The organism is Amycolatopsis sp. QT-25 (assembly GCF_029369745.1).
In the GTDB taxonomy this organism is placed as follows: domain Bacteria; phylum Actinomycetota; class Actinomycetes; order Mycobacteriales; family Pseudonocardiaceae; genus Amycolatopsis.
Map to the genome: position 1 here is coordinate 7358367 of NZ_CP120210.1, position 14059 is coordinate 7372425.

Below are 14059 nucleotides of genomic sequence, written 5' to 3' on the forward strand. Positions count from 1 at the left end.
ATCACTCCACCCGTTCCGGGACGGCTTGTTCGAGGACGGCGAAACCCTGGCCGGGCAGTGGCCGCCAGGAGAGTTCGCCGCGGTAGAGCCGTTCGAGGAACGGGACCCGCTGGTGGTAGGCGAACACGGAACTGCCGACCCCGGCCACGGCGACGGTGCCGACGAACATCGGCAATTCGGCGAGGAAATACCGGACGGCGCTGCGCAGCTGGTCGTGCGTGGGGTGTTCGCCTTCGGGCAGCCGCCGGTCCAGCACCCAGCCCGTGGCGCCGAGGCACTGCCGGGCGAATTCCGGGTCGGTGGCGAACCGCCGGTGCGCCTCGGAAAGCAGGCCCAGATACGCGGGATCGGTTTCGAGCACCGCGGTGTCCAGGATCAGGGGGTGCGGATCCGACGGGCAGACCTGCTGCAGCGCGCGGACGATCTTGTTGCGCGTGTAATTGCCCTGCCGCTGCGCCTTCTGCGCGGCGCGCACCGGGTCGTAGCCGAGTGCTTCGAGGGTGAACGCGGACGGCCCGTCCGGGACGAAGAAATGAAAACTCCCGAAGGCGGACCCGGCCCAGCGGGCGAGATCGGCGATACGATCGACGGTGAAATAGCTGTTGAAGGGGCTGACGCCGAGGCAAACGTGCTCGGCCCGCGCCAGCGGATCGGCGCAATGCTCGGTGAGCGGCAGTGGTCGCGGCAAGACGGCTCCTGAATCGCGTGATATACGGGAGAAGAGGCGTCGACCGAACGTAACCGTGGCCCGATGGCACGGGTATTGCCACTGAATGTTGTCACCGGATTATGAGAAACGGCCGCTCTCGACTTTCGGAGGTGCCGGGCGCGAACGGGCCGCGGTATACGAAGTCATGGAGATTCAGGTTCGGCATCTTCGCGTGCTTTGTGAGATCGCTGCCCACGGCAGTCTGAACCGTGCCGCCGCCGGACTGGGGCTCGGGCAGCCCGCGCTCAGCCACCAGTTGCGCCGGATCGAGCGAATGGTCGGCGGCTCGCTGTTCCACCGCGACCAGCACGGGGTGCGGCCCACCGAACTCGGCGCCCTGATCCTGCGGAGGGCACGGGCGATCGTGCTCACCTTCGACGAGCTGGAGCACGACTTCCACCGGCAGGAGCCCGAGACCGGCGAATCGATCAGGATCGGCTGGAACGACAGCGCCATCACGGGTTCGCTGCTCGGCGGGCTGCGCGACCTGCGGCCGGGTGAGCCGTTCCGCACCCGCGCGGACACCTCGCGCACCCGGTTGCTCGCGCAGGTCGCGAACCGGGGCATCGACCTCGCCCTGATCATGATCTGCGGAAGGCGCGGCCTCCCGGTGCCGCCGGAGGTGCGGACCATGACCTTGGTCGAGGAGCCGTCGTTCGTCGCGCTCCCCGCCGAACACCCGCTCGCCGACGAAGAGGAGATCGAACTCGCCGAACTGGCCGGGGAGGACTGGATCGTGTCGAGCGGCGGCGACGGTTGTCGCGTGGTGTTCCGCGAGATGTGCCTCGCGCACGGTTTCGACCCGCGGATCACCCACGACGTCGACATCGACACCGCACGGGAGGACCTGGTCAGCGGCGGCCACGGTGTCGGGCTGGTCCAGCCGACCCGGCCGTCGTCGGACGGCTTGGCCATCCGTCCGCTGGCGGGCGCGCCGATGTACGTGCGGCACGTGCTCGCCTGGCGGGAGGACGGCCCGTGCGCGCCCGGCGTCCCGGAACTCGCCACCGAGGCGACCGCCGGATACTGGCGGCTCGCCGAGCGGACGGCGCCGTACCGCACCTGGCTGCACCGCCACGGCAGGCCGGCCGCCGGATAACCCTTCGACATGCCGAGGCGGCACTAGAGCGTGTCCCGGCGGTCGGCCGACGATGGGAATCGTCCATCACGGCCTGCGGAAAAGGGGCACCATGCTGCCGTTGATCACTCGTACGGAACTGCGCTCCGGACTGGAGACCGGCTCGGTGATCGTGGTCGACACGATGCCGGTCGCCTATTTCGAAAAGGAGCATCTTCCCGAAGCCCGCAACATTCCGGGATTCCCGTACGAACAGGCGGCCGAATTCACCGACCGCCTGGCACCGGCGGTGCTTCCGGACAAAACGGCCGCGATCGTCGTCTATTGCGCGAACACGCCGTGCCGCAACAGTGAATTCGTCGGACGGCGCCTGCTGGAACTCGGGTACACGAACGTCCGCAAGTACCGCGAAGGCATCGAAGACTGGGTGGCGAACGGTTTGCCGACCACGTCTTCGTCCTGAGTGGACTCTCACCGCCAAGGAGATCGTCTTGTCCAAACTCAAACGATTCGTCTGTGTGCTGGCCGGCGTGCTGGCACTCGTCACCGGCTTCGGCACCGGCGTGGCTTCCGCCGCGCCGACGGCCGAGAACGTGCTGACGGTGACTTCGGCCAACTACGCCGAGGTCATGAACATCTCGCGGCAGAAGCTGGTCATCATGGACTTCGGCGCGACCTGGTGCCCGCCGTGCCGCCAGATGAAGCCGGTGATCGAACGGCTCGCCGGTGAATACGGCGGCCGGTTCCTGCTGGGCGAGGTCGACGTCGACCGGAGCCCGGAGCTGTCCAGCCGGTACGACGTCCGCTATCTCCCGACGCTGGTCGGCGTCCGCAACGCCGCCGAACTGCCGTCCTCGCGCAACATCGGTTACCCGGGTGAAGCGCGGTTGCGCGCTTGGATCGACGCTCAGCTGGCGAAGGGCTGACCGATGACGTCGGAGAGGAACGCTTCGACGGCACCGAGGTAGGTCTCCGGCGCTTCGTCGTGCACCACGTGCCCGGCGCCTTGGACGACGGTGTGGCGTCCGAGGCCGCCGGGCACGCGGGCGGCCAGCTCGGCCTGCTGGCCATGTGGCATCGCGGTCCGTTCGCCTTCGATCGCGAGGAGCGGGCAGTTCACGCGCTCGACGAACGCCCAGAAATCGCGCCGTCCCCATTCCGCCGCGATCTCGTACAGGTGCGAAAGGGACGCGATCAGGTGGTAGCCGTCTTCACGTTCCTCGACGCATTCGATGAAGTAGTCACCGGTTTCGCCGAAGAACTCGCGCACGTGGGCCAGCGAGCGGAACGGGACCGGCCACGACTCGAAGTACCCGCGCCAGGTGTCCACGGTCCGGCCACGCTGATCCGGCGCGAAATCCTCGCAGACCACGGCGCGGACGAGGTCGGGATGCATCGCCGCGGTGACCCAGGCGTGCAGGCCGCCCATCGAATGCCCGATCAGGACGGCGGGCTCGTCGAAGGTCCGCAGCACCGCCGCGACGTCGTCGGCGAACCGCTCGGTGCGCCAGGGCCCGCCACGCGGCCCGCGGCCGTGACCACGCGCGTCGAGGCCGTGGACACGCCCGTACGGTTCGAGCCTTCGCGCGACCCGCCACCACGTCGTCGCCCTGCCCATGAGCCCGTGCAGAAGGACGATCGGCGGCCCGTCGCCGCCGAAAGTGATCAACCCGTCGCGCTGGATCACCACTAAGCTCCCCTCCATGCGCAGCCGTGTCCCCGCCGCCGGTCTGGTCCTGGGGGTCGTCTGCGCCCTGATTATCGGCTGCACCGCCGACCCTCCTCCGGCCGCGCCCCCACCGCCGCCGCCGATGAACCCGGCTCCCGGCGCTTCGGGCGCGGGCGACCCGTACTACCCGATGGACGGCAACGGCGGTTACGACGCGGCCGAATACCAGGTCGGGATCACTTACGATCCCGCGAAAGGGCGGCTCGACGGCGACACCACGGTGATCGCGAAAGCGACCCAGGACCTCAATCGGTACAACTTGGACTTACGCGGCTTGACGGTCCAATCCGTCGAAGTGGAGGGTGAACCGGCGAAGTTCGCCCGCGAGGGCCAATTCGAACTGGTGGTCACCCCCGCCGAGCCGATCCGGGACGGGACCACCTTCCGCACGAGGATCGTCTACGGCGGCGACCCGTCGGCGACCCCCAAGGCGGGCGGCAGCGAGAACGGCTGGCGGAAGTCGCAGGACGGCGGCGCGTTCATCGTCGGCGAGCCGCATTCGGCGTCGTTCTGGTATCCCGTCAACGAGACCCCGCGCGACAAGGCGATGTTCACCCTCACCGCGCGAGTGCCGGACGGCTGGACCGTCATCTCGAACGGGCGCGAGATCCAGAAGACCGCGGCGAACGGCTGGAGCACGACGTCGTGGCAGGAACGCACGCCCGTGGCGACCTACCTGACCACGGTGGCGATCGACAGGTTCACCGTCGACCGGATGGCGCTCCCGGACGGGACGCCGGTGGTCAACGCGTACGCGCCGGGCGCCGAGGACCGGCGAGACACCGGCAGGCGGCTGCCGGAGATCATCGGCTTCCTGAGCTCGAAGTTCGGCCCGTACCCGGTGGACGCGGCGGGCGGCATCTACCTCGACGAGGACATCCATTTCTCCCTGGAAACCCAGACCAGGCCCACCTACGCGAAATGGGCCGGCCTGATCACCGTGGTGCACGAAACCGCACACCAATGGTTCGGCGATTCGGTGACGCTGACTTCGTGGTCCGACATCTGCCTCAACGAATGCCTCGCCTCGTACGCGCAATGGCTGTGGCAGGAATCGCGAGACAACGAGAACCTGGACGACCGCTACCGCGCCGCCCTCGAGATCATGCGCGGCAGCAAGGACTTCTGGACGCCGAAACTGGTCGGCATGGGAGCCGGGCAGGAGTTCCGCGGCGTCTACGACAAGGGCATCCTGGCCATCCACGCGCTGCGGCGGAAGATCGGCGAAGGAGCGTTCGCGCGGCTGCTGAAGGAGTGGCCGGCGGCGCACCGGAACGCCAACGCGACCTGGGCGGATTTCGAAGCGTTCACGATCAAGCTCTCCGAGCAGGACCTGCGGCCCTTCTTCGACGCCTGGTTCCACGGCACGGCGATCCCGCCGGACGCCGAACTGCTGCCGGGCACCCTACACCGCAATTAGTCACCTACTTGCGGCACGGAGAGTCACCTTCGTGCGGTTCTTCCGGTCGACGGGCGCAGCGTCGGCTGGGAAGATCCCCCGCATCACATCGCGGTGTTGAAGAGTTTCGTCGTAGGCTGGCGGCATGGCTGTCGTGAAGATCAACGCGATCGAAGTACCCGAAGGCGCGGGCCCCGAGCTGGAGAAGCGGTTCGCCGCGCGGCTGCACGCCGTCGACAATCAGCCCGGCTTCCTCGGCTTCGAGCTGCTCCGCCCGGTCTCCGGCGAGTCGCGCTACTTCGTCTACACCAAGTGGGAGTCCGAAGAGGCGTACCAGGCGTGGGCGTCCGGCCCGGCGCGTGAGGCGCACGCGGGCGAGCGCGCGAAGCCGGTTTCCAGCGGCGCGAACCTGCTGGAATTCGAGGTCGTCCAGGCTTCGAAGCCGGGTGAGTGAGCTCGAACGAGCCGCGGAACTGATCGACGGCGCCGGCGCGTTGCTCGTCTGCGCCGGCGCCGGGATGGGTGTCGACTCCGGCCTGCCCGATTTCCGGGGTGACGAGGGTTTCTGGACGGCGTATCCGCCGTACGAGCGGCTGGGCATCAGTTTCGTCGAACTCGCCGACCCGCGGCATTTCGCCGAAGATCCCGAACTGGCCTGGGGTTTCTACGGGCACCGGCTCGCGCTGTACCGCGGCACCGTCCCGCACGACGGCTTCGGCCTCCTGTTGTCCTGGGGAGCACGCAAACCCGGTGGCACGCGCGCCTTCACGTCCAATGTGGACGGACAGTTCCAGAAGGCGGGCTACCCGCACGTCGCCGAAGCGCACGGGTCCATCCACCACCTCCAGTGCCTTGCCGCGTGCACCGGGGAGAGCTGGCCCGCCGACGACATCGACGTCCTGATCGACGAGGACACGATGCGCGCGGTGGCGCCGTTGCCGTCCTGTCCGCGCTGCGGCGGCCTTGCCCGGCCCAACATCCTGATGTTCGGCGACCACGACTGGCTCGGCCGGCGCAGCCAAGCCCAGCTCGACGAGCTGACCGCGTGGCGTCGCACGCAACGCGACCTCGTGGTGGTGGAACTCGGCGCCGGACAGGCGGTACCGACGGTGCGGCGCTATGCGGAACTGGCCAGCGCCGCGAGCGGTGCCCTGGTCCGGATCAACCCACGCGAGCCGCAGGTCCGGCATGGCCGTGGCGTTTCACTGGCGAGCAACGGCCTCGAAACGCTCAGGGCACTGGACGCGCTGCTCGCCTCGTGAGCGGTAAGAACGAGTACAGGAAGACCCCCTTCCTTGCGCCCCGGTACAGGAAGGGCGCCTTCCTGTACCGGGGCGAGCGGGTCACTTCCCGGGCAGTACGACCTCGGCGTAGACGGCGTCGTGGTCGCTGCCGGGCGTCTCCAGCACCTTGAAATCCGCGATGGCCGTCCGCTTGTCCGCCAGCACGTGGTCGATCGGCACCGGCGGCACCATCCCGTTGGTCCAGGTGCCCCGCAACCCTCTCCCCAGCTGATCGGCCGCGTCCACGTAGCCCCTGGTCAGCAGCTCGCGGAAGAGCGCGTGGTCGAGGCCGGCGTTGAAGTCGCCCGCCAGGATCCGGATGTCGTGCTCGGCGTCGGCGTAGGGCAGATCCTTGGCCTCGTCGACCCAGGCGTGTCTGTCCCACATCGGCGCCGCCGGATGGACCGCGACGACCTCGATCCGCACGCCGTCGCCGAGGTCCACGCTCGCGCTGGGCTGCTTGTCGTCCGAATCACCGCTCAGTTTCAGCGGCGTGAGCGGGTACTTCGACACCAGCCCGGAGCCGTACGCCCACTCGGCCGGGTGCAGCACGCGGTACGGCAGGAGGTCGAACAACCCGGCCCGTGCGAGCCCGGTGACCGACTCGGGTGTCAGCTCGGTCAAGCTCAGGACGTCGACCTGGTGTTCCTTCACGTAGCCGACGATTCTCGCCGGATCCTCCTGGCCACCGAGCAGGTTCGACGCCAGTACGCGGACGTGCTTCCCGCCGAGGGCCTTCTGTTCGTTCGCGAAGGCGCGAGGCAGCACCATCGACGCGATCGTGCAGGTCAGCACCAGCGCGACGGCCGCGGTCCACCAGCGGCGGGCCACCAGCGCGAGGATGCCGAGCACCAGCGTCGCGAGGCCGGCGTACGGCGTCAGCGCGAGCGCCGCGATCGTGTAGGTGTTGCCGTCGTAGCCCACCAGCCGCAGCGCCGTCAGCACCGCGAACGGCACGATCGCCGCGATGAGCAGCCCGCCGGCCAGCTTCCGCCCGGCACCCAGGCCCGCCGGTCGGACCACCCGTTCTTCGATCACCATGACGTCGAGTATGCCGATCACCGGCACGGTGACGGCGGTCTCCACAACACCTCCACAACCTCCTCACGCGGCCTCTACCAGCGCCTATCAGTCCGTGTCAGGTGCTGTCAGCAGCTGCCAGCGCGCTGTGCGCGGTCTGCCAGGTACGGCGTGCACCTTCGTCCACGGGGCGAGATCCACAGGAGGAAACGATGACGCACGCGATCAGGGCCGAGGGCCTGGTCAAGCACTATGGGGAGACGAAGGCGCTCGACGGGGTCGATCTGGAGGTCCCGGCGGGCAAGGTGGTCGGGGTGCTGGGGCCGAACGGCGCGGGGAAGACGACCGCCGTCCGGATCCTGGCCACCTTGATCCGGCCGGACCGCGGCCACGCGAGTGTCTTCGGGTACGACGTCGTCAAGAACCCGATGGCGGTCCGGAGCATGATCGGGCTGACCGGGCAATACGCGTCGGTCGACGAGGACCTTTCCGGTACGGAGAACCTCGTCTTGATCGGCAGGCTGCTGGAGTTCTCGAGGGCGGACGCGAAGAAGCGCGCGGCCGAACTGCTGGAACGGTTCGAGCTGACCGGCGCCGCCGGGCGGGCGATCAAGACCTACTCGGGCGGGATGCGGCGGCGGCTCGACCTCGCCGCGAGCCTGGTCGGCCGGCCCAAGGTGCTGTATCTGGACGAGCCCACCACCGGACTCGACCCGCACGCCCGCAACGAGGTCTGGGCCGTGGTCCGGACGCTGGTCGCGGACGGCACGACGGTGCTGCTCACCACGCAGTACCTGGAGGAGGCCGACCAGCTGGCCGACACGATCACCGTGTTCGACCACGGGCAGGTCGTGGCGAACGGGCGGGCCGACGAGCTCAAGCGGCGGACCGGTGGCCAGACGCTGCAGGTCCGGCCGAGCGCGCTCGCCGATCTCGACGCCGTCGAGCGCATCCTGGCCGGGCTCACCGGGACCCGGCCGAACCGGGACGACGACACCGGGCTGCTCACCGCGCCCGTCGCCGACCCCGTCCTGCTGTCCACCTTGGTCCGCAAGCTGGACGAAGCCGGGATCACCGCGGACGAGCTGGCGCTGCGGCTGCCCAGCCTCGACGAGGTGTTCCTCGCGCTGACCGGCAAGAGGACCGCAGAGTCCACAAAGGACACGACTCCGGAAGGGAGCCTGGTATGACGACCATCGCCATCCCCGCACCACCACGGCGCGTTGCGCCGTCGAGCAGCGTGCGGCACGGGCTTTCCCTTGCCTGGCGCGGTGTTCTGAAGATCCGCAAGAACCCGGAACAGCTGGCCGACGTCACCATCGCGCCGATCATCTTCCTGGTCATGTTCGTCTACCTGTTCGGCGGCGCGCTCGCCCCGAGCATCGACGACTACCTCCAGATGATCGTGCCCGGCATCATGGTGTTCAACATCCTGCAGGCCAGCATGACCGTCGGGGTCCAGCTGAACACCGACGTCACCAAGGGCGTGTTCGACCGGTTCCGGGCCATGCCGATCGCGCGGTCCGCGCCGCTGATCGGCGCCGTACTGGCCGACATCGTGCGGTACCTGGTGTGCATCGCCGTGCTGATGGTCGTCGCGACGATCATGGGCTACCGGATCCAGACCGGACCGGCCGAGTTCGCGCTGGCGATCGTGCTCGTCATCGCGTTCGCGCTGGCGTTCTGCTGGGCTTCGGTGTTCGTCGGAATGCTGGTGAAGAGCCCCGGCGCGGTGCAGGGCCTGATGTTCGTGGTGCTGATGCCGCTGACCTTCGGCAGCAACGTGTTCGTGGGGACGAGCACCATGCCCGGCTGGCTGAAGGCGTGGGCCGACATCAGCCCGGTGACGCAGATGTCCGACGTGCTGCGCGGGCTGATGAACGGCGGTCCGGTGGCCGGTCCGCTGACCGGGGCGCTGATCTGGATGGCGGCCGCGCTCGCGGTCTTCTTCCCGCTCGCCACATGGGCTTACCGGAAGCGCGTCTGACGGGGGTCAGGGGGAACGCGCGTGAAGGGCTCCTTGCCTCCGTCGAGGTGAGGAGCCCTTCTTCATGCGCTCACTTCCTGCCGGATCCAGGCCACCAGGTCCGGACGCGACAGGCCGGCGTCCTGCACGAGGAGTTCTTCGTAGCGCTCCTCGCCGAAGTGTCGCTTGAGGTCTTCGATCAGCTTCCGGATGCCGGGTTCCCCGAGGTCCTGCCTGCCGCGCAGCAGCTTCGCCGCGCCGAGCAGCCGGACAGCCGCCTCAGGCCTGCCTTGCCGGAACCGGATCAGGCCGCAGACCTCGACGATCCGTCCCAGATCGGGCATGTCGCCGCGTTCCGCGGTGGACTGCACGACGATCGCGGCACCGCGCTCGGCCCCGGCCAGATCTTCGGCGGCCAGTGCGATCTCCGTGTCGATGTACCCGCCGTACTCGTCGCCGAACATGCCCGGCATCGGCACCGTCGCCATCAGCTCCCGGAACCGGGCGCCGACCGCGCGCGCCTCGTCGACGCGCCCGGCGCGGCAGAGCAGATCGGCCTTCCCCACCAGCACCATCACCGCGAGCTGGTCGTTGCCCGTGTCGATCGCGTAGCGCTCCGCGTCACGCATCTCGCGCATCGCCGTCTCGAGGTCACCGGCCCGCGCGTACTCCGTCGCGAGCCGCCAGCGCTGCTGGATCACGTCGTCCTGCGAACCCAGTTCGAGCGCGAGGGCGAGCCCTTGCCGGTACAGCGCGAGCGCGGCGTCGTGATCGCCCGACATCGAGATGTCGCTCGCCTTCATGCCCACGGCCATCGCGGTGCCCCAGCGATCACCCACGGCCGTGAACCCTTCGTAGGCCTTGTCCCTGGCCCTGTCCGCGCCCTCGGGGTCGCCGTCGTCGGCGAGGACGAAACTCCGCGCCCACGACCCCGCCGCCCTGGCCCACGGGTCCGGGCTCGACAGCGCCCTCTCGACTTCGCGATGCGCGAGTTCCTTGTTCTGGCTGAAGAACGCCAGCATCGGCAGGCCGATGGCCAGCCCGGCGAACCGGCTGTGCGCGTTCGTCCGCACGCAGTCGTCGACGAGCATCCGCACGGCTTCGGGGTCGCCGATCCCGGGCACCATCGAGGTGATCTCGCCCATCGCCCGGAACGCGGCCGCGAAGTCCTCGTCGAGCCGGTCGCCGAAACCGAGCACTTCGGCGACGAAGGACTCGACCCGGTCGCTGTCGCCCTTGACCAGCCAGTACCAGAAGGTGTTGCCCAACAGGCGCGTCGCCATGTCCGCGTCGCCCGCGTCGATGGCCTGACGAAGCGCCGTCACGATATTGCCGTGCTCCGCGTCGTAGCGTGAGATGGCGACGAGCTGATCCGCCGTCCGCAGCATCGGCTCCAGCCGCTCGGCGAGCCGGGCGTAGTACTGGTGATAAGCCTCCGTGAGCTGTGCTCGCTCTTCGGCCTCGTCGAGCCGTTCCGCCGCGTACGCCCGGATGGTCTCCAGCATGCGGTACCGCGGCTCACCGTGGTCACCGGCGACGGCGTCCACAATGGACTTTTCGACGAGCGAGCCCAGGACGTACAGGACGTCTTCGGCGGCCAGGCCGTCTCCGGCGCAGACACCTTCGACCGCTTCGACCTCGGCGCCGGCCCCGAAGACCGAAAGCCGCCTGGCGAGCACGCGCTCGGCGTCGTCGAGCAGATCCCAGCTCCACTCGACGACGGCCCGCAACGTGCGCTGCCTCGGCAACGCCGTCCGGCTGCCCGAGGTCAGCAGGCGGAACCGGTCGTCGAGCCGCTGCGAGATCTGCGCGACGGTCATCGACCGCAGCCGCGCGGCGGCCAGTTCCAGTGCCAGCGGCATGCCGTCGAGCCGACGGCAGATCTGCGCGACGTCGTCCACGGTGGACTCGTCGAGCAGGAAATCCGGGCGCACGGCCACCGCCCTGTCGACGAACAGCCGGATCGCGCCCGCCTCGGCCGCCTGCGGGACGGTCGGCGTCCCCTCCGGGACGGAGAGCGGGCCGAGCGGGCACAGCGTCTCGCCGTCGATGGCCAGCGCCTCGCGGCTCGTCGCGAGGATGCGCAGTGTCGGCACGCGGCGCAGCAGGGTGTTCGCCAGCTCCGCGGCCGCGTCGACCAGATGCTCGCAGTTGTCCAGTACGAGCACCGATTCGCCGGCCCCGAGCGTCTCCACGGCCCTGGCCAGCGCGTCCACCGGGCGCCGCATCGGCTCGCCACCGTGCGAAAGGCCGAGATCCCACAGCTCCAGCGCGGCGAACACCGCGCCGGGAAGGTCGCCGGGGTCGCGGACGCCGGCGAGCGGCACGAACCAGACGCGTCCGCGCGCGTGCGCCGGATGCCGGGTCGCGACCTCGGTGGCCAGCCGCGTCTTCCCGGCGCCGCCGGACCCGACGAGGGTCACCAGCCGCGCACCCGCGAGGAGCTCGGCGACCAGTTTGAGCTCGTCGTCGCGGCCGACGAAACTGGTCAGCCGCACCGGCAGATGATCGGCGGCCGCGGGCGGCGGGCCGAGCTCACCGCGCAACGCGGCGAGATGGATCTCCTGGAGTTCGGCCGACGGATCGACCCCGAGCTGATCGGCCAGCGCCGCGCGGACCTCCTCGTAGCCGGCGAGGGCGTCGGACAGCCGGTCCGCCGCGCACAACGCCCGGATCCACAGCCCGGCGAGCCGTTCCCGCAGCGGGTTCCGCGCGGCCGCCTCCTTCAGCTCCGCCAGCACCCGGCCGTGCCCACCGAGCCGGATCTCCGCTTCGAAGCGATCTTCGGCGGCTTCGAGGCGCAGGTCTTCCAACCGGGTCGCCGGTGCTTGCGCGAAAGGGGCATCGAGCACGTCGGACAGCGCCGTCCCACGCCAGAGGCCGAGCGCTTCGGCGAGGACCGCGGCCGCACCGGCGTCCCGGCCCGCCGCCAGCTCCGCGCGGCCCTCGGCGGCCGACCGCTCGAAACGGAACACGTCGACGTCCTCGCGGGCGACGTCCAGCCGGTAACCGCCGGGCCCGGAGTCGAGGGCGACACCCTCGACTCGCAGCACCTTGCGCAACCGCGAGACCAGGGACTGCAACGCGTTCGCCGCGTCGGCGGGCGGCTCCGCGCCCCAGAGACCGTCGATGAGGGCTGTCGCCGGGACCGCGCGGCCGGCGTCCAGCGCGAGCCTGGCCAAGAGCATGCGGAGGCGGGCACCGCCGATGTCGACCGGGGTGCCGTCACCGGCCTCCGCTCCGACCGGGCCCAGCAGCGTCACACGCACGCCCCCAGCTTTCCAGAACCGGCGAACGGACAGCCCCACCGGCTGTGGCGCGCTGTCGAGCTGCCGGACTCCGATCAGCGACGAAAGTGGGAATTATCCGGGCACGAGGGATCTTTCCGGGCGGACGGCCGTGGTCACGGCGCTACGTTCGTGACCAAGTCACAGCCGATCGACTGGGAGCGTGCATGAGGTACCGGAGTGCGGCCGTCATCGCCACCGTTCTGGCCGCGAGTGTCTTCGGCGGCGGGACCGCCCTCGCCGGCACCGGGAAACCCGGTGCCGACGGCGCGGGCGACAGCTACTACCCGCAGGACGGCAACGGCGGCTACGACGTCGGCGACTACCACCTGGAAATCGGCTACGAGCCGGCCACCAAGCAGCTCACCGGTCTTCAGCGGATCACCGGCCGGGCCACGCAGGCGCTGAGCTCGTTCAACCTCGACCTGCACGGACTGACCGTCGACTCGGTCGAGGTCGACGGGCGGACGGCGGCCTTCACCCGCACCGGTGACCACGAACTCGTGATCACCCCGGCGCGTTCGCTGCGGAACCACGAGCGGTTCACCGCCGAGATCGCCTACCACGGTGTCCCGCAGCCGATCGAGGATCCGTCGCTGGGTGAGAACGGCTGGCAGTACGCGAAATCCGGCGGCGCGTTCGTCGCGGGCGAGCCGAAGTCCGCGACCACCTGGTACCCGGTCAACGACACCCCGCGGGACAAGGCGACCTTCCATCTCGCGGTCACCGTGCCCTCGGAATGGGGTGTCGTCTCGAACGGCCGCGAGCGCGGGCAGTTCACCTCGGGGAGGAACACGACCTACGTCTGGGCCGAAGAGACCCCGGCCGTGCCGTACCTGACGACGGTCGCGATCGACAAATGGGAGGTCGAGCGGACGAAGCTGTCCGACGGCACCCCGGTCGTCAACGCCTACGCCCCCGGCGCCCCCGCGGCGACGAAGCAGGCCGAGGCGCGGCTGCCGGAGATCATCGACTTCCTGGCGTCGAAGTTCGGGCGATACCCGGTGGACGCGGCAGGCGGCATCTTCCTCGCCGAGCCGATCGGCTTCTCGCTGGAGACGCTGAGCAGGCCGATCTACTCGGGCGCGGCGGGCAACGTCCCGACGATCGTGCACGAGAACGCCCACCAGTGGTGGGGCGACTCGGTCGCCGTCGACAAGTGGAAGGACGTCTGCCTCAACGAATGCTTCGCCTCGTACGCGGAATGGCTTTGGTCCGAGGCGAAGTCGGGACAGGACCTCAAGGCGCGCTACCTGACCGCCGTGCAGAAGGCGACGGACCGGTTCTGGGCCGGGAAGCTGTACGACATGGGGCCCGGCAACGAGTTCACGTACGTCTACTCGAAGGGCCCGGTGGCACTGCACGCGCTCAAGAACCACATCGGCGCGGCGGCGTTCGACCGCATCCTCAAGACGTGGCCCGCCCTCCACCGCGACGGCAACGCGAGCCTGCCCGAGTTCCAGAAGTTCGCCGAACGCGTCGCGCACAAGAACCTTCAGGACTTCTTCGACGCGTGGTTCTACGGTGCCACCAAACCGGCGCCCGAGTTCCTCTACCCCGGGGACCTCAAGCCGGCTGCCTGACCGTC

General features: G+C 69.5%; 13 protein-coding genes. 9 read left to right on the forward strand and 4 right to left on the reverse strand.

Translation table 11 applies throughout. From position 1 onward, the window contains the following. Position 1: 1 nt before the first annotated feature. Positions 2-688: a tRNA-dependent cyclodipeptide synthase gene (locus P3102_RS34475; RefSeq protein WP_276364837.1), complete on the reverse strand. Its 687-nt coding sequence runs from the start codon at positions 686-688 to the stop codon at positions 2-4. 166 nt (positions 689-854) lie between these two features. Between P3102_RS34475 and P3102_RS34480 the strand changes: the two genes are divergently transcribed. From P3102_RS34480 to P3102_RS34490, 3 genes are all read left to right on the forward strand, one after another. Next, positions 855-1808, forward strand: coding sequence for a LysR family transcriptional regulator (locus tag P3102_RS34480; RefSeq protein ID WP_276364838.1), 954 nt, complete (start codon positions 855-857; stop codon positions 1806-1808). A gap of 91 nt (positions 1809-1899) precedes the next feature. After that, positions 1900-2250, forward strand: a complete 351-nt coding sequence (locus P3102_RS34485; protein WP_276364839.1) for a rhodanese-like domain-containing protein — start codon at positions 1900-1902, stop codon at positions 2248-2250. 28 nt (positions 2251-2278) lie between these two features. Continuing rightward, positions 2279-2713, forward strand: a complete 435-nt coding sequence (locus P3102_RS34490) for a thioredoxin family protein (protein ID WP_276364840.1) — start codon at positions 2279-2281, stop codon at positions 2711-2713. On the opposite strand, the gene P3102_RS34495 is transcribed toward P3102_RS34490, so the two are convergent. Beyond that, entirely contained in the window at positions 2695-3492 is a 798-nt protein-coding gene (locus P3102_RS34495) for an alpha/beta hydrolase (protein ID WP_276364841.1), read from the reverse strand. The two genes, P3102_RS34490 and P3102_RS34495, sit on opposite strands and share 19 nt — an antisense overlap. Here P3102_RS34495 and P3102_RS34500 point away from each other — a divergent pair. The 3 genes from P3102_RS34500 to P3102_RS34510 all read left to right on the forward strand — a co-directional run bounded on the left by P3102_RS34500 (position 3491) and on the right by P3102_RS34510 (position 6177). Beyond that, positions 3491-4936 carry a M1 family metallopeptidase gene (locus P3102_RS34500; RefSeq protein WP_346660153.1) on the forward strand — a complete coding sequence of 482 codons (1446 nt, stop codon included), beginning with the start codon at positions 3491-3493 and terminating at the stop codon, positions 4934-4936. The genes P3102_RS34495 and P3102_RS34500 overlap by 2 nt on opposite strands. Positions 4937-5060: 124 nt before the next feature. Next, positions 5061-5369, forward strand: coding sequence for an antibiotic biosynthesis monooxygenase (locus P3102_RS34505; RefSeq protein WP_005165349.1), 309 nt, complete (start codon positions 5061-5063; stop codon positions 5367-5369). Beyond that, complete coding sequence (locus tag P3102_RS34510) at positions 5362-6177, forward strand: Sir2 family NAD-dependent protein deacetylase (RefSeq protein WP_276364842.1); 816 nt, start codon at positions 5362-5364, stop codon at positions 6175-6177. Before P3102_RS34505 ends, P3102_RS34510 begins: the two co-directional genes overlap by 8 nt. 81 nt (positions 6178-6258) lie before the next feature. On the opposite strand, the gene P3102_RS34515 is transcribed toward P3102_RS34510, so the two are convergent. Further along, positions 6259-7284: an endonuclease/exonuclease/phosphatase family protein gene (locus P3102_RS34515; protein ID WP_276364843.1), complete on the reverse strand. Its 1026-nt coding sequence runs from the start codon at positions 7282-7284 to the stop codon at positions 6259-6261. Positions 7285-7430: 146 nt separating this feature from the next. On the opposite strand from P3102_RS34515, the gene P3102_RS34520 reads away from it, so the two are divergent. Both P3102_RS34520 and P3102_RS34525 read left to right on the forward strand, forming a co-directional pair. Further along, positions 7431-8408, forward strand: a complete 978-nt coding sequence (locus P3102_RS34520; RefSeq protein WP_276364844.1) for an ATP-binding cassette domain-containing protein — start codon at positions 7431-7433, stop codon at positions 8406-8408. Further along, positions 8405-9205, forward strand: coding sequence for an ABC transporter permease (locus tag P3102_RS34525; protein ID WP_276364845.1), 801 nt, complete (start codon positions 8405-8407; stop codon positions 9203-9205). The genes P3102_RS34520 and P3102_RS34525 overlap by 4 nt, the downstream gene beginning before the upstream one ends. 62 nt (positions 9206-9267) lie before the next feature. Here P3102_RS34525 and P3102_RS34530 read toward each other — a convergent pair whose 3' ends face one another. Then, a complete protein-coding gene (locus P3102_RS34530) occupies positions 9268-12453 on the reverse strand; it encodes a BTAD domain-containing putative transcriptional regulator (protein ID WP_276364846.1) in 3186 nt (1061 codons plus the stop codon). Positions 12454-12638: 185 nt separating this feature from the next. Between P3102_RS34530 and P3102_RS34535 the strand changes: the two genes are divergently transcribed. Further along, positions 12639-14054 carry a M1 family metallopeptidase gene (locus tag P3102_RS34535; RefSeq protein ID WP_276364847.1) on the forward strand — a complete coding sequence of 472 codons (1416 nt, stop codon included), beginning with the start codon at positions 12639-12641 and terminating at the stop codon, positions 14052-14054. The last annotated feature ends 5 nt before the right edge of the window (positions 14055-14059 follow it).

Excerpts from the sequence above, each read along its gene's own strand:
- P3102_RS34480 (WP_276364838.1), top strand. The coding sequence starts at position 855 with ATGGAGATTCAGGTTCGGCATCTTCGCGTGCTTTGTGAGATCGCTGCC.
- P3102_RS34485 (WP_276364839.1), top strand. The coding sequence starts at position 1,900 with ATGCTGCCGTTGATCACTCGTACGGAACTGCGCTCCGGACTGGAGACC.
- P3102_RS34500 (WP_346660153.1), top strand. The coding sequence starts at position 3,491 with ATGCGCAGCCGTGTCCCCGCCGCCGGTCTGGTCCTGGGGGTCGTCTGC.
- P3102_RS34495 (WP_276364841.1), bottom strand. The coding sequence starts at position 3,492 with ATGGAGGGGAGCTTAGTGGTGATCCAGCGCGACGGGTTGATCACTTTC.
- P3102_RS34505 (WP_005165349.1), top strand. The coding sequence starts at position 5,061 with ATGGCTGTCGTGAAGATCAACGCGATCGAAGTACCCGAAGGCGCGGGC.
- P3102_RS34520 (WP_276364844.1), top strand. The coding sequence starts at position 7,431 with ATGACGCACGCGATCAGGGCCGAGGGCCTGGTCAAGCACTATGGGGAG.
- P3102_RS34525 (WP_276364845.1), top strand. The coding sequence starts at position 8,405 with ATGACGACCATCGCCATCCCCGCACCACCACGGCGCGTTGCGCCGTCG.
- P3102_RS34535 (WP_276364847.1), top strand. The coding sequence starts at position 12,639 with ATGAGGTACCGGAGTGCGGCCGTCATCGCCACCGTTCTGGCCGCGAGT.